This is a genomic window from Mesorhizobium sp. M7D.F.Ca.US.004.03.1.1, from assembly GCF_003998635.1.
In the GTDB taxonomy this organism is placed as follows: domain Bacteria; phylum Pseudomonadota; class Alphaproteobacteria; order Rhizobiales; family Rhizobiaceae; genus Mesorhizobium; species Mesorhizobium loti.
In genome coordinates this window covers 1-14,632 of record NZ_RZQG01000057.1, presented here as the reverse complement: position 1 = coordinate 14,632, position 14,632 = coordinate 1, and the positions used below count along the sequence as shown (strand labels likewise).

Below are 14,632 nucleotides of genomic sequence, written 5' to 3'. Positions count from 1 at the left end.
TTCCGGGACTGCACGGCGTGGCGGTGGACGTTGCCGATGCGGCAGGGGTTGAAAATGCCGCCGCTCGGGCGATCGAAGCGCTTGGCGGTGTCGATATCCTGGTCACCAGTGCGGCGATCACCGGCCCCAACATGACGACCTGGAATTATACGGTCGAGGATTGGCAGAAGGTCATCGACATCAACATCAATGGCGTCTTCTACTGCAACAAGGCGCTCGTGCCGCACATGCTCGAGCGCAACTATGGCCGCATCGTCAACATCGCCTCGATCGCCGGCAAGGAAGGCAATCCCAACGCCTCCGCCTACAGCACCTCGAAGGCCGCGGTGATCGGCCTGACCAAGTCGCTCGGCAAGGAACTGGCCAAGACCAAGGTGACGGTCAATTGCGTCACACCGGCGGCAGTGCGCACCGCGATCTTCAAGCAGATGAGCCAGGAGCACATCGACTTCATGCTGTCCAAGATACCGATGGCGCGCTTTGGCGAGGTCGAAGAGGTGGCGGCGCTGATCTGCTGGATCGCCTCGGAGGAATGTTCGTTCACGACCGCCGCCGTGTTCGACGTTTCCGGCGGCCGCGCCACCTACTGAGGCAGAGCGAATCTCAATTCCGCGTGACGGTGCAACGAACGGGCGCGTACGGGCGTATAGTTGCAGGCTTCGAATCGACAAGTCGCAACAAGGTAGCGGGAAACCATGACACGGGACGCAGCCATCCGGCGGGAGCTTACTTCTTTTGCTTAGAGCCGAGCCTGCCGCACTGTCCGATGACGAGCTTCTGGACCGCTATCAGCGCGCCGCCTTCGATTATTTCCTCGAGAACGTGAACCACGAAAACGGACTGGTTGCCGATACGTCGCGGCCGAATTCGCCGGCCAGCATCGCTGTCGTCGGCTTCGCGCTGTCCTGCTACCCGATCGGCGTCGAGCGCGGCTGGATGTCGCGCGAGGCGGCGGCGAAGCTGACGCTTGCCGCGCTGCGTTTCTTCTCGACCAGCGCGCAAGGCAATGGCGATGATGTCACCGGCCATAAGGGTTTCTACTACCATTTCCTCGACATGCGGACCGGCCTGCGCGTCTGGCGCTGCGAACTGTCGATGGTGGATACCGCGTTGCTGATATCAGGCATGCTGGTGGCGGCATCCTATTTCTCCGGCGAGGATGAGGAGGAAGCGAGAATCCGAGAACTGGCCGAGGCGCTCTACCGGCGCGTCGACTGGCGATGGGCGCAGGGAAGCACGCCCACCTTGCGGCAGGGCTGGAAGCCGAAGAGCGGCTTTCTCCACTATGGCTGGGAAGGCTACAACGAAGCGACGATCCTCTATGTGCTGTCGATGGCCTCGCCCGACAACCCGACCTCGGACAACAGCTACGAGGGCTGGACGGCGACCTACCAGTGGGAAAACATCTACGGCTACGACGTGCTCTATGGCGGTCCGCTGTTCATGCACCAGTTCTCGCATGCATGGATCGATTTTGCCGGCATCCGCGACGCTTTCATGCGCGAGAAGAACTCGGACTATTTCGAAAACAGCCGCCGCTCGACCTACCTGCACCGCGACTATGCACGCCACAACCCTTACGGCTATGGCGGCTACGACGAGAATCTGTGGGGACTTTCGGCGGGCGACGGCCCGGGCGGCTTTCGCGCCAGCGTGGCGCGACAGCGCCGGCGGTTTTCCGGCTATGCCGCACGCGGCGCGCCGTTCGGACCCGATGACGGGACAATCGCGCCATGGTCCTATCCGGCGTCGCTGCCTTTCGCGCCGGACATCTGCCTGGCGGCCTTGCGCCATCTTGGGGATCGCTATCCCGAGGTGATCGATAATTTCCGGCTGCCGAGCGGCTTCAACCCGACATTGGCGAACCGGCGAAAATTCGGCCGGCATGGCTGGGTGTCGGAAGGCCATTACGGGCTGGATCAGGGCATCGTGGTGATGATGATCGAGAACCATCGGTCAGGGCTGATCTGGAAGCTGATGCGGTCCAACCAGCACATCCGGCGCGGCCTGGGCAAAGCGGGTTTCACGGGTGGATGGCTATCGAGGAACGACGGCGATGGCGCGTGACCGTACCAGGGCTACCGCCTTTCCTGTCGACAGCAACGACATCAATCTGATCAAGAGCGCCCATCCGCCGCACTGGAAGAACCCGCAGCCCGACGGTCCTTACAATCTGGTCGTCATCGGTGCCGGGCCGGCCGGGCTGACCGCCGCCCACGAAGCGGCCGGCCTCGGCGCAAAGGTCGCGCTCATCGAACGCAACCTGATCGGTGGGACCTGTATCAATGTTGGCTGCATCCCGTCGAAATCGATCATCCGCACGGCCAGGCTCTATGCAGATATGCGCGATGCCGAGAATCTCGGCGGTGACACGCCGGACCGTCTTCACGTCGATTTTCAGCGGGCAATGAGACGAATGCGGCAGATCCGGCAGCGCATCAGCCGCGCCGATGCCGCCGCGACCATCGCGTCGAAAGGCATCGATGTCTTTTTCGGCGACGCGCGATTTTCCGGACCGGACACGGTCGCGGTGGCGGGCAAGGCGCTGCATTTCAGGAAGGCGCTGATCGCGACAGGCGCACGCCCGAGGCTGCCGACCATCCCGGGGCTTGCCGAAGCCGGCTATCTCAGCAACGAAACCATGTTCGATCTCACAGAGTGCCCGAAGCGGCTTCTGGTCATCGGCGGCGGACCGCTCGGTTGCGAGGCAGCGCAGGCCTTCTGCCTGCTGGGTGCGAAAGTCATCCTGGCGCAGCGAGAACCGATGTTCCTGCCCGGCGAGGAACGCGACGCCGCCCAGATCCTTTCGGACGCGCTAGCGCGCGAAGGGGTCGAGGTTCGCCTCAACACCGAGGTCGTGGCGGTGCGCACAGGAGGCGGCAAGAAGCTCGCCGACCTGGTGCGCGACGACGACATGATGACGATTTCCGTCGACGAGATCATCACCGGCATTGGCCGTTCGCCCAATGTCGACGGTCTCGACCTGCAGAGCGCCGGGGTGGCATATGACGCCGACGGCATCAAGGTGGACGACTATCTCCGCACCACAAATCCGCGCATCTATGCGGCGGGCGATGTCTGCCTCGACTACAAATTCACCCATACCGCGGAGGCAACAGCCCGCATAGTCGTGCGCAATGCCCTGTTTCTCGGACGCAGCAAACTGAGCGAACTGGTCATTCCGTGGTGCACCTACACCGATCCGGAGATCGCCCATGTCGGCCTCTATCCAGCGGAGGCGCGCCAGAACGGCATCCCGGTCAAGACCTATACGGTGCTGATGCACGATGTCGCCCGTGCCGTGATGGACGGCGAGGAAGAGGGTTTTGTCAAAATCCACGTCAAGGAAGGATCCGACCGTATCCTGGGTGCTACGGTCGTTGCCAGCCATGCCGGCGAGATGATCAATGCGGTGTCGCTGGCCATCAAATGCGGTATGGGATTGCACGCGCTGGCCGACGTCATCCATCCCTTCCCGACGCAGGCGCAAGGCATCAAGAAAGCCGGCGACGCTTATCGGCAGACAAGACTCACCGCATTTTGGAAGCATCTGGCGGGCCGCTGGCTGGCGTGGTCCAGGCGGTGACCGCGCCATACCGGCAGGCATTCCAGCATGCCCGTCGCCAGGCCAGTGCGCCAGACATTCAGAGAGGATACGGCGCTTGACGAAAGCGCCATTCAGCTAAACAAGTCGAAGCTGGTTTTATGGCTGCGGGGCCGTTTTGAATGCCGTCTGGAATACAGTCTTTGGTGCAGCTCCGGGCGTACAGCCCGGAGTGCACGCTTCGAACACCATGAGCTCGCACGTGGCCCTGCCGGCACGGAATGCCGAAAGGCGCACGCTTGTCGTGACCTTCGATCCGGCCTTTCCGCCGACCTCCGGCGCGGACCTGAGAAATCATCGCAACGCAGCATTGGCAGCGGAATTCGGTCCGGTCTGCCTGGTGTCGGTGCGGCCGCAAGCCGTGGAAGCAGCCGATCCGTCGATCCGTACCGAGGCCTTGTCGATCGAAGGAGAAGCCCTCTCCGGCTCGATCGGGTGGTGGCGCATAAGGGCGGAGCACCGCATTTCGCGCTCCGCCTTGACGCGGCTGGAGACACTGGTTCGGGACTTCCGCCCCGACACCGTGCTGGTCGAGGGTATCGGCCTGTTCAAGCTGCTGCGACCTTTGCGAGGGCTGACGAAACAGCTCATCCTCGACATGCACAATGTCGAGTCCGACCTGGCGGGACAGTTGCGGCGCGTCGATGCGAAACGACCCGCCGTGGCGGCGATCACCGCCGGCCTTGGCATCCGGCGTCTCGAGCGAAAGGCGCTTGCCCTTGTCGACAGGATCTGGGTCTGCTCGGGTCAGGATCGCGACAGGCTGATGGCGCTTTCCCGGCACAAGGTGCCGGTCGATGTCGTTCCAAACGGAATTCCCCACACCGCGCACAGTCCCGAAACGCTGCCTGCCGAGCCGGGGGCCGGCAACAGCTTTCCGGTGATCCTGTTTATCGGCCATCTCGGCTATCCGCCAAACATCGATGCCGTCGAGAGGTTAGCCGGCTCCATACTGCCGCGCATCCGGCAAGCCTTGCCGGGTGCGAAACTGGTTCTCGCCGGACGCAACCCAAAACCTGCCGTGCGGGCGCTGGCCGGATTGCCTGGTGTGGAGCTCGTCGAAAACCCCAAGAGCGTCGCGCCGCTCCTGTCCAGGGCGCATCTCAGCATCATGCCGCTTGCGGCAGGCGGCGGCACGCGCATCAAGATTCTGGAAGCGATGGCCTGGGGCGTGCCGGTGATCGCGACGCCGCTGGCCGCCGAGGGTCTGGATCTGGTCGAGAACGAGGAGTTGCTGCTGTCGGATACCGATGAAGGGCTTGCCGACATGGCCTTCGGACTTTGCCTGGACGCTGACCGCAGGGCACGGCAGCGCATCAACGCGCATCAAGCGGTATGGGCAAGGTTCGGCCCGCAAGCCATCCGCAAGGCCGTCCGCGGTGGGCTGGGACTGGACGAGGCTGACGCATGATTCCAACGATCCTCCACCAGACATGGAAGAGCGGTATCGTTCCGCATCGATGTGCCCTGCCGCAACTGGGTTGCCGCGATATTAGCGGATAATCGTCAGGCGGCGGTCTCACTGCGCCGCAACTGGCTGACGATCTCGCCGGCCGCGTCGGCGATATGTTTTCTCAACAAGCGCGCGGTCTCGGCGATATCCTTCCGACGATAGGCCTCGAAGAGCTCGCGATGCTCCTGCAGGGCCTTGGCTTGTGCCTTGGCGGGCTCGATCTGCAGACGCAAATAGCGGTCGGCGGAGTTGTAAAGCGCCTGGACGACGGCCATCGAGCGCGGCCGCATCGAGGGTTCGAGCAATGCGGTGTGGAATGCCCAGTTGAGACGGCTGAGGTCCTTGGGATCATCACCTCGGGCGATGGCAGCCTCATAGGCGCGCATCGATTTTTCGATGGCCGCAATGTCCTGATCCGTCACGTGCCCGATCGCCTTTTCGACCAGGAAAGGCTCAAGCAGCAGACGCGCATCGAAAAGGTCGATCGCATCGTCAGCGGACAACTCCGACACGACCGCGCCGCGATGCGTCCTGATGACGACCAGGCCGTCCGCCTCCAGCTGCAGAAGCGCCTCGCGCACCGGGATCCGGCTCACGCCAAGCTCGGCGGCGATGGCTTCCTGGCGGATCTGATGTCCGCCCGGGTAATCGCCGCCGATGATCCTGGCGGCGATGTACTCGGCGACCATTGCCGTCACGGTCTGGCGCTGCAGCAGCGGCTTGTCGGTGGTGGCCATGGGCGTCCCGTGTTCAGTCCTGCTGCCTGAGCTTTTCGATCGCCGCCTCGATGATGGCGGTGACGCGCGCGCGCTCTTCGCCGACCAGGGGCAGACGCGGCGCGCGGGTCCACTCCGGCGCGCCATAGACGAGATGCTCGGCCATCTTGATGTACTGGACCAGCTTGACATGCGTGTCGAGGTGAAAGGACGGCGTCATGATGCGGTAGAGATCGCGCGCGCCGGCGAAATCGCCGGCCGCGCACAGATTGAAGATGCGGACGCATTGCTTCGGCCATGCATTGGTCATGCCGGACACCCAGCCGGTGGCGCCGAGCGCCATGCTCTCGACGATCTGGTCGTCGACGCCGCAGAAGATATCGAAGCGATCGCCGAGCTCGATGATCATGTCGGTGACCCGGCGCACATCGCCGGTCTCTTCCTTCACGGCAACGATGGTCGGGCAGTCCGCCAGCACCTTCAGGATGGCGGGGGTGACGTCAACGCCATAGGCGATCGGGTTGTTGTAGATCATGATCGGCAGGTCGCTGGCGTTGGCGATCGCCTTGTACCACTCAGCCGTCTCGCGCGGGTCGGTCTTGTAGCCAAGGCTCGGAAACACCATCAGACCTTCGGCGCCGAAATCCTGATACTTGCGCGCGGCTGCGGTTGCGTTGGCCGTCGAAATCTCGGCAAGGCCGGACAGAAGCGGGACACGTCTGGCCACCACGTCCTTCGCCGCCCGGATGACCGCTTCCCGCTCCTGCGGCTGCAATGATGCGTTCTCGCCAAGCATCGGCAGGACGATGATGCCCGACACGCCATTGGCGATCAGACGATCAATGCTCGCTTGCGTCGCCTCGATGTCGATCGAACCATCCTGGTTCAGCTTGGTCGTAACGGCCGGGAACACCCCTCGCCAATGCGTCATCGTTCGGTCTTCCTCTTCAAGTCCATATTGTATGATTGGATCCAATCATACAATATGTGAAAGAGCAAGGTCCAAGGCAATTGCCACGCCCCATTCACGGCGCGGTCGGACAACCCGACGGCGCGCGTGGCAAGTCTTCAAACAGTGACTGTCGTAAAGGTCGAAGTGCTCGCGGTTCGGCGCAAGACCGCACGCCTCAATCGTGCAATTCCCGCGATATCGGCGGCCCCACCGAGAAGCCGGAGAATGTGACCTCGAAACCCTCGCGCTGCGGCGAACAGCACATCATGCCGACATCGACCGTCTTGGAGATCGGAAAGTAGGCTAGCCGCACAGGCTTCCAGTGGCCGTCGGAAGCATCGAGGTACTGGACGCGGATTGTCTCAGCATGACGGGTCAGGCGGATGCTGATGCCGTTCGGGTCGGGAGGGATGGCGACCAGCGACCAGTCGGACGTGTCGTTGGTGACGACGACGGAGAAATAGGAGAGACCGTCGGTGTATTCGATACCGGCCTTGATCCAATGCGTTTCGCTGAGCCGGACCATCAGCCCGGCCTGATCATAGAGCACCTCGTAGTCGCCTTTGATGGTGACTTCGGCGGTGAAATCGCCCTCGACCGGCTGGTGCAGGAAGTGACCGTTGTCGCGCCAGAAACCGTAAAAGGTCTCGCGCCAGAAATCGGTCTCCTTGCCTGTGCGCACACGAACGCTGTCGCCGTTGATGGCGTGGTGCGGCGGCGGGTTGAGCCAGGTCAGGTTCTGCACTGTCATCCCTTCGCCGCTCCAATCTTGATGTGCGTGGCGGGTGGCCGACCCGGTCAGCCCGGCATGATCAGCTGATCAGCCCGGCATGGTCGGCCGATGGCCGATCAGCCAGCGAACGTATAGGCGGTCTTCACCGTGGTGTAGAATTCCGCCGCATAGCGGCCCTGCTCGCGCGGGCCATAGCTCGAGCCCTTGCGGCCGCCGAAGGGGACATGGAAATCGACACCCGCCGTCGGCAGGTTGACCATCACCATGCCGGCCTCCGAATTGCGCTTGAAGTGGGTGGCGTGCTTGAGGCTCGAAGTGCAGATGCCCGAGGTCAAGCCGAAGGGCGTGTCGTTGGCGACGGAAAGCGCCTCGTCATAGTCCTTGACGCGAATGACGCTGGCCACAGGTCCGAAAATCTCCTCGCGCGAACTGCGCATGGCGTTGGTGGCCTCAGTCAGCAATGCCGGCTGCAAGTAGAAGCCCGGCGTCTTGCGATCGAGCCGCTCGCCGCCAAAGGCAAGCGTAGCGCCCTCCCTGACGCCGATGGCGATGTAGTCCTCGTCCTGCTTCAGCTGCGTCGCGTCGACGACCGGACCGATCTGGGTCTGCGCGTCGAGCGCGTCGCCGATGACCAGCTTGCCCATACGATCCTTGAGCGCATCGACGAAACGGTCGTGAATGCCCTCCGTCACAATTAGCCTGGACGAGGCGGTGCAGCGCTGGCCGGTCGAGAAGAAGGCGCCATTGAGCGCGCAATCGACGGCGATCGCGAGGTCGGCATCGTCGAGCACGACCAGCGGGTTCTTGCCGCCCATTTCAAGCTGGAACTTGCGCATGTGCTCGATGCTTGCCGCAGCGACACGCTTGCCGGTACCGACCGAGCCGGTGAAGCTGATGGCGTTAACATCGGGACTGTCGAGCATCGCCTGACCGACCACCGAGCCCTTGCCCATGACGAGATTGAGCACGCCCTTCGGCAAGCCGGCGCGATGCAGGATGTCGACGATGGTCCAGGCACTCTCGGGAACAAGTTCGGCCGGCTTGAAGACGACGGTGTTGCCGTGGGTCAGCGCCGGGGCGATCTTCCAGGCCGGAATGGCGATCGGAAAATTCCACGGCGTGATGATGCCGACCACGCCGACCGCCTCGCGCGTCATCTCGACGCCGACGCCCGGTCGCACGCTCGGTACGACCTCTCCGGTCAAACGCAATGTTTCGCCGGCAAAGAAGTCGAATATCTGGGCAGCGCGAATGGTCTCGCCGATGCCTTCGGCCAGTGTCTTGCCTTCCTCACGCGCCAGATTGCGGCCGATCTCGTCTTTTCGCGCCATGATCTCGTCGGCTGTCTTTTTCAGCACCGCGTGACGCGCCAGCGGACCTGAACGGGACCATGCCGGGAACGCCGCCTTGGCCGCCGCGATCGCCTGTTTGGCCTGCTCGGCTCCCGCCGAGGCATAGTCGCCGACGACGTCACCGGTATCCGAGGGGTTGATGTTGCGCGAACCGGCCTCGCCGACCCATTCGCCATCGATGAGGTTCTGTCGAAACAGCGTCATGTTGTGTGTTCCTGCTGGTTGGCCGCGCGGGCATCTGTCTGAACTGGTATTTGCCAGACAATTGCCTTGCGGGAAAGCAAACACTGAGCCAATGGCCCGCGACAAAAATCCCCTGGCTCTGCGCCACGCCGATGACGCGATGGCCGTAGCGCCCTGTCGACTCAATCCGGCTAACATCCGTGACGCGCCATTTGGAGTTGATCGAATTGCGCTGTACATTAGTGTACACGGCCTTGATTTGCCTGAGGCAGCGTGTCATGCGTCGTTTTGATGGCAGCTCTCGAAACGACGATCCAGCGCGCCGGCGCCACCGGCAACATCAAGGCCACTCGCGAAGACTGGCTGAAGCTTGCGCTTGAAACGTTGATCTCGGATGGCGTCGAACGTGTCCGCGTGCTGACGCTTGGCCAGAAGCTCGATGTGTCGCGTTCCAGCTTCTACTGGTATTTCAAGAGCCGGCAGGATCTGCTCGACCAGTTGCTCGACTACTGGCGGCAGACCAACACCAAATTCATCGTCGAACGAGCCAGGCGGCCTTCCGCGACCGTCATCCGCGGGGTGATGAGCATTTTCGAATGCTGGGTGGACGAAAGGCTGTTCGATCCGCAACTGGATTTCGCGATCAGGGCCTGGGCTCGCCGGTCGCCTGCCATCCGGCGCGCGCTCGACGAGGCCGACGAGGAGCGCGTCAACGCCATTCGCGACATGTTCATGCGTCATGGCTATGACGAGGTGGATGCGTTCGTGCGGGCCCGCGTGCTCTATTTCATGCAGATCGGCTATTACTCACTCGAACTCAACGAACCGATGAGCAGCCGCCTGGCTCAAGTTGCCTCGTATCTGCGCAGTTTTACCGGCCAGGAGCCATCACCCCAGGACGTCGAGGATTTCTCGCGCTACGTCGAGAAAACCGTTCCCCGCAGCCGCTAGCCATCCCCTCGCTCGCATCGTTGTCAATCATGACCACAGCGCCACCGCAGTGCGAAGCCGCGCGAAGCACTAGACACTGATGTACAATGCCACTAGGTTCGTCGCCATGACTGGGTGGAGCGCAACAGAATGAAATCCCAATATAGGGCGATCGTCATCGGCGGCGGCGTGGTTGGGGCCTCGGTGCTCTATCACCTGGCGAAGTTCGGCTGGAGCGACGTCGCGCTGATCGAACGCGAGGTGCTGACCGCTGGATCGAGCTGGCATGCGGCCGGCGGCTTCCATGCGCTGAATGCCGATCCCAACATCGCCGCGCTGCAAGCCTATACGATCGACCTGCTCTCCGAGGTCGAGAAGGAATCGGGCCAGAGCATCGGCATGCACATGACCGGCGGCATCTCGGTCGCCTCGGCGCCGGAGCGCTGGGAATGGCTCAAGGCCTCTTACCGCATCTTCCAGACCATGGGCATCGACGATGTCCATCTGGTCGGCGTCGACGAGATCAAGCAGCGCTGCCCGATCCTGAACACCGACGGCATGCTGGGCGGCCTCTATGCCGCGCGCGAGGGCCATATCGACCCCTCGGGCGTCGTGCACGCCTACGCCAAGGCAGCCAGGCTGCGCGGCGCCGAAATCATCGAGCACAACCGCGTGCGGGCACTCAACCGCCGCGCCGACGGCTGCTGGGACGTGGTCACCGAGAAGGGCACGGTGATTGCCGAGCACGTCGTCAATGCCGGCGGGCTGTGGGCCAAGCAGGTCGGCCGGATGGCCGGCATCGACCTGCCGGTATCGCCGATGGAGCACCATTACCTCGTCACCGAGGCGCTGCCCGAAATCCAGGCGCTGGACAAGGAATTGCCGCTGATCGTCGATCTCGAAGGCTTCACCTATATGCGCCAGGAGCAGAAGGGCCTGCTGCTCGGCATCTACGAGATCAACCACAAGCACTGGAACATGGACGGCGCGCCGTGGGACTACGGCATCGAACTGATCCAGGAAGACACCGACCGCATCGCCGACGAGCTGGCGCTCGGCTTCAGCCGTTACCCTTGCCTCGAGAATGCCGGCATCAAGCGCTGGGTGAACGGCGCCTTCACCTTTTCGCCGGACGGCAATCCGCTGGTCGGTCCGGTGCGCGGCGTGCCCAACTACTGGGTGGCGTGCGGCGTCATGGCCGGCTTCCTGCAAGGCGGCGGCGTCGGCAAGTCGCTGGCCGAATGGATGATCCATGGCGAGCCGGAAGCCGACGTTTACGGCATGGACATCGCCCGCTACGGCGACTTCGCCTCCAACCGCGAATACATCAGGCAAACCACCGGGCAATTCTATTCGCGTCGCTTCGTCATGAGCTATCCGAACGAGCAGCTGCCGGCGGGACGGCCCTTGAAGACGGCCGGCGCACATGACGCCATGGACGCCGCCGGTGCGCGCTGGGGCAATTCCTGGGGCATGGAAGTGCCTCTCTATTTCGCGCCGCAAGGCTTCGTCGAGACACCGACGCTGAAGCGCTCCAACGCCTTCGACATCGTCGCGAAGGAGTGCCGCAAGGTGCGCGAAGGCGTCGGCCTGCTCGATATATCAGCCTTCTCGCGCTACGAGATCACCGGGCCGCAGGCCGAGGCCTGGCTCGATCGGCTGCTTGCCTGCGCGCTGCCCAAGCCAGGACGCGCCAAACTCGCGCCAATGCTGGGCGAAAACGGCAAGCTCAAGGGCGACCTCACCGTCTTCAACTGGGGCGATGGCTCCTGGTGGATCATGGGTTCCTACTATCTGCGCCAGTGGCACATGCGCTGGTTCGAACAGCATATGAGCGACGGCGTCACCGTCCGCGACATCTCGGACACGGTCGTCGGCTTCTCGCTCGCCGGCCACAATGCGCGGCGGCTGCTCGAGCGGCTGACACACCAGGACGTTTCGCACGGGGCTTTCGGTTTCCTCGCCTGCAGGACGCTGGATGTCGGGCTGGTGCGGGCCAAGGTCGGGCGGCTGTCGGTCATCGGCGAGCTTGGCTACGAGATCCATTGCCAGGCCAATGAGCATGCGGGCCTGCGCCGCGCGCTGCTGGCGGCAGGCAAGGATCTGGGCGTGACCGAATACGGCTTCGGCGCGGTCAATTCGCTGCGGATCGAAAAGAGTTTTGGAATCTGGTCGCGCGAGTTCACGCAGGACTATACGCCCGCCGAGACCGGCATGGACCGCTGGGTTGCCTTCGACAAGGGCGACTTCATCGGGCGTGAGGCGGCCCTGAAAGAGCAGCAGGCTCCATCGAGGCGCACGCTGGTGACGCTCGAGATCGACGCTGCGGACGCCGATGCCAGTGGCTACGAGCCGGTCTGGAACAAGGGCAGGCTTGCCGGCTTCGTCACCTCCGGCGGCTATGGCCATACGATCGGCAAGAGCCTCGCCATGGCGCTAGTCGAGCGCGAGGCGGCCGATATCGATACGCAGTTGACAACCCACATCGTCGGCGTCGAAAGAGGTGCGCGCGTCATCGCTTCGTCACCCTACGATCCACTGGGCAAGGCGATGCGGGCATGACCGATCGAACCGGCGCCATCGATGCAAAAGACCATGCGATGATCCACGCTTCTCCCTCGAAATCAGGCCTGTCCTGTACGCCATGACCATACGCTATTCCGCCCTGTCGCTGTTCAAGGAGGGCCTGGCCGGCCAGACCGGCTGGCGGCCGGCCTGGCGCTCACCCGAGCCGAAGCCGTCCTACGATGCGATCGTCATCGGCGGCGGCGGCCATGGCCTGGCGACCGCCTATTACCTGGCAAAGAACCACAACATCGCTCGAGTCGCGGTGCTGGAAAAGGGCTGGATCGGCGGCGGCAACACCGGCCGCAACACCACCGTGGTGCGCTCCAACTATTATTATCCCGAAAGCGTCGAACTCTACGGGCTGGCACACCGGCTCTATGAGGGGCTGGGCAAGGATTTGAATTACAACGTCATGCTGTCGCAGCGCGGCATGGTCAATCTGTGCCACTCGACCGCCGAAATGGAGATCGGCGCGCGCACCGTCAACGCCATGCAGATCAACGGCATCGATACCGAGCTGTTTTCACCTGACGATGTGCGCCGGGTGGCGCCGATCTACAATTTTTCAGCCGATGCGCGCTTCCCGGTGTTCGGCGGTATCTGGCAAGGTAGGGCCGGAACGGCGCGCCATGACGCGGTCGCCTGGGGCTATGCGCGGGCCGCAAGCCGGCTCGGTGTCGACATCATCCAGAACTGCGAGATCACCGATTTCATCATCGAGGGCGGCCGCTGCCGCGGCGTCCAGACGACACGTGGCGCGATCCGTGCCGACCGCATCGGCATGGCGGTGGCCGGGCATTCCTCGGTGCTGGCGGCCAAGGCCGGTTTTCGGCTGCCGATCAATTCCTACGCGCTACAAGCCTGCGTTTCCGAGCCGGTCAAGCCGATCCTCGACACAGTGGTGCTGTCGCCAGGCTGCGGCGTCTATGTCAGCCAGTCGGACAAGGGCGAGATCGTCATTGGCGGCGGCCTGGACCGCATCCCCTCCTATGCGCAACGCGGCAATCTGCCGACGCTGGAGACGGTGATTGCCGGCCTGCTGGAGATGTTCCCTATCTTTGGCCAGCTCAAGCTGATGCGGCAATGGGCTGGCATTGTCGATGTCGTGCCGGATTCTTCGCCGATCATCGGCGAATCGCCGCTGCCCGGCCTGTTCCTGAATTGCGGCTGGGGCACGGGCGGCTTCAAGGCCATTCCCGCCGGCGGCACGCTGCTGGCGCAATTGCTGGCGTCAGGCAAACACAACGACATCAGCCGTCCGTTTGACCTGGATCGCTTCGCCAGCGGGCGGCTGATCGACGAAGCGGCCGGCTCCGGCATCGCGCATTAGAGGATTTTATGCAGATCTTTCCTTGCCCATTCTGCGGCCCGCGTGACGAGACCGAGTTCCACTTTGGCGGCGATGCCGGCAACATCAGGCCGGATGGCGCCGACGTGCCGATCGATCGCTGGGCTGATTACCTCTATCTGCGCACCAACCCGAAAGGCACGGCGCGCGAGATTTGGGTTCACATGAACTGCGGCGAGTTCTTCGTCATGGAGCGTGACACGGTCAGCCACAAGGTGCTGTCCTCGGCCGCTCTCGGCGGGGAGCACGCGGCGTGACCGCCTCGCGTCTAGCCACCGGCGGCAGCGCCATCGACCGCTCGCGCCCGATCCGCTTCAGCTTCGACGGGGCTACGGTGCACGGTTTTGCCGGCGACACCATCGCCTCGGCATTGCTGGCGGGTGACGTCGCGGTCGTCGGCCGCAGCTTCAAATATCACCGGCCGCGCGGTATCTGGGGCGCAGGCGTGGAAGAACCGAACGCACTGGTCGATATCGGCGGCCCGCGGGCGACGCCCAACACGCGCGCCACGACCGAGCTGGCGCGCGACGGGCTGGTGGCGAGAAGCGTCAACGCCACGCCCAGCGCGCTGGCCGACCGCAACGCCTTCCTCGACCGTTTTGCGCGCTTCATTCCGGCGGCGTTCTACTACAAGACCTTCATGTGGCCGGACTGGCACAGGTTCGAGCCGCGCATCCGCGCCATGGCGGGGCTGGGCAAGGTCGATGCGGACTGGACCTCGCCGGGCACAGCGGACCAGATCAACCATCATTGCGACGTGCTGGTGGTGGGCGCGGGACCGGCGGGGCTGGCG

General features: G+C 63.5%; 13 protein-coding genes. 9 read left to right on the top strand and 4 right to left on the bottom strand.

Going from position 1 to position 14,632, the window contains the following annotated elements:
* The 4 genes from EN935_RS06110 to EN935_RS06095 all read left to right on the top strand — a co-directional run.
* A partial coding sequence (locus EN935_RS06110; RefSeq protein WP_164771026.1) for an SDR family NAD(P)-dependent oxidoreductase occupies positions 1 to 590 on the top strand: 590 nt, incomplete at its 5' end.
* A gap of 145 nt (positions 591 to 735) precedes the next feature.
* Positions 736 to 2,067 (top strand): glucoamylase family protein, encoded by a 1,332-nt coding sequence (locus EN935_RS06105; protein WP_127262725.1) that lies wholly within the window; start codon positions 736 to 738, stop codon positions 2,065 to 2,067.
* Positions 2,057 to 3,586, top strand: coding sequence for a mercuric reductase (locus tag EN935_RS06100; protein WP_127262724.1), 1,530 nt, complete (start codon positions 2,057 to 2,059; stop codon positions 3,584 to 3,586). Before EN935_RS06105 ends, EN935_RS06100 begins: the two co-directional genes overlap by 11 nt.
* A 208-nt stretch (positions 3,587 to 3,794) precedes the next feature.
* Positions 3,795 to 5,015 (top strand): glycosyltransferase family 4 protein, encoded by a 1,221-nt coding sequence (locus EN935_RS06095; RefSeq protein ID WP_127262723.1) that lies wholly within the window; start codon positions 3,795 to 3,797, stop codon positions 5,013 to 5,015.
* Positions 5,016 to 5,110: 95 nt separating this feature from the next.
* Here the strand turns inward: EN935_RS06095 and EN935_RS06090 are convergent, their stop codons facing one another.
* The 4 genes from EN935_RS06090 to EN935_RS06075 all read right to left on the bottom strand — a co-directional run bounded on the left by EN935_RS06090 (position 5,111) and on the right by EN935_RS06075 (position 9,014).
* The gene (locus EN935_RS06090) at positions 5,111 to 5,794 is read right to left on the bottom strand and encodes a GntR family transcriptional regulator (protein ID WP_127262722.1); all 684 of its coding nucleotides are present in this window, start codon (positions 5,792 to 5,794) and stop codon (positions 5,111 to 5,113) included.
* Positions 5,795 to 5,807: 13 nt separating this feature from the next.
* Positions 5,808 to 6,704, bottom strand: coding sequence for a dihydrodipicolinate synthase family protein (locus EN935_RS06085; RefSeq protein ID WP_127262721.1), 897 nt, complete (start codon positions 6,702 to 6,704; stop codon positions 5,808 to 5,810).
* A gap of 196 nt (positions 6,705 to 6,900) precedes the next feature.
* On the bottom strand, positions 6,901 to 7,476 hold the full coding sequence (locus EN935_RS06080; protein WP_127262720.1) for a DUF1349 domain-containing protein: 576 nt from the start codon (positions 7,474 to 7,476) through the stop codon (positions 6,901 to 6,903).
* A 98-nt stretch (positions 7,477 to 7,574) separates the two neighbouring features.
* The gene (locus EN935_RS06075; protein ID WP_127262719.1) at positions 7,575 to 9,014 is read right to left on the bottom strand and encodes an aldehyde dehydrogenase family protein; all 1,440 of its coding nucleotides are present in this window, start codon (positions 9,012 to 9,014) and stop codon (positions 7,575 to 7,577) included.
* A 270-nt stretch (positions 9,015 to 9,284) separates the two neighbouring features.
* On the opposite strand from EN935_RS06075, the gene EN935_RS06070 reads away from it, so the two are divergent.
* From EN935_RS06070 to EN935_RS06050, 5 genes are all read left to right on the top strand, one after another.
* Complete coding sequence (locus EN935_RS06070) at positions 9,285 to 9,944, top strand: TetR/AcrR family transcriptional regulator (protein ID WP_164548563.1); 660 nt, start codon at positions 9,285 to 9,287, stop codon at positions 9,942 to 9,944.
* Positions 9,945 to 10,073: 129 nt separating this feature from the next.
* Positions 10,074 to 12,485 (top strand): FAD-dependent oxidoreductase, encoded by a 2,412-nt coding sequence (locus EN935_RS06065; protein ID WP_127262718.1) that lies wholly within the window; start codon positions 10,074 to 10,076, stop codon positions 12,483 to 12,485.
* 82 nt (positions 12,486 to 12,567) lie between these two features.
* Positions 12,568 to 13,821 carry a sarcosine oxidase subunit beta family protein gene (locus EN935_RS06060; protein ID WP_127262717.1) on the top strand — a complete coding sequence of 418 codons (1,254 nt, stop codon included), beginning with the start codon at positions 12,568 to 12,570 and terminating at the stop codon, positions 13,819 to 13,821.
* An 8-nt stretch (positions 13,822 to 13,829) separates the two neighbouring features.
* On the top strand, positions 13,830 to 14,096 hold the full coding sequence (locus EN935_RS06055) for a sarcosine oxidase subunit delta (RefSeq protein ID WP_109665870.1): 267 nt from the start codon (positions 13,830 to 13,832) through the stop codon (positions 14,094 to 14,096).
* The coding region (locus EN935_RS06050) for a 2Fe-2S iron-sulfur cluster-binding protein (RefSeq protein ID WP_206534500.1) at positions 14,093 to 14,632 on the top strand (540 nt) is incomplete at its 3' end. The genes EN935_RS06055 and EN935_RS06050, both read left to right, overlap by 4 nt.

What these genes read in the sequence shown, in the direction of transcription:
- EN935_RS06100 (WP_127262724.1), top strand. Translation starts at nt 2,057, where the DNA reads ATGGCGCGTGACCGTACCAGGGCTACCGCCTTTCCTGTCGACAGCAAC.
- EN935_RS06095 (WP_127262723.1), top strand. Translation starts at nt 3,795, where the DNA reads ATGAGCTCGCACGTGGCCCTGCCGGCACGGAATGCCGAAAGGCGCACG.
- EN935_RS06090 (WP_127262722.1), bottom strand. Translation starts at nt 5,794, where the DNA reads ATGGCCACCACCGACAAGCCGCTGCTGCAGCGCCAGACCGTGACGGCA.
- EN935_RS06085 (WP_127262721.1), bottom strand. Translation starts at nt 6,704, where the DNA reads ATGACGCATTGGCGAGGGGTGTTCCCGGCCGTTACGACCAAGCTGAAC.
- EN935_RS06080 (WP_127262720.1), bottom strand. Translation starts at nt 7,476, where the DNA reads ATGACAGTGCAGAACCTGACCTGGCTCAACCCGCCGCCGCACCACGCC.
- EN935_RS06075 (WP_127262719.1), bottom strand. Translation starts at nt 9,014, where the DNA reads ATGACGCTGTTTCGACAGAACCTCATCGATGGCGAATGGGTCGGCGAG.
- EN935_RS06070 (WP_164548563.1), top strand. Translation starts at nt 9,285, where the DNA reads ATGGCAGCTCTCGAAACGACGATCCAGCGCGCCGGCGCCACCGGCAAC.
- EN935_RS06065 (WP_127262718.1), top strand. Translation starts at nt 10,074, where the DNA reads ATGAAATCCCAATATAGGGCGATCGTCATCGGCGGCGGCGTGGTTGGG.
- EN935_RS06060 (WP_127262717.1), top strand. Translation starts at nt 12,568, where the DNA reads ATGACCATACGCTATTCCGCCCTGTCGCTGTTCAAGGAGGGCCTGGCC.
- EN935_RS06055 (WP_109665870.1), top strand. Translation starts at nt 13,830, where the DNA reads ATGCAGATCTTTCCTTGCCCATTCTGCGGCCCGCGTGACGAGACCGAG.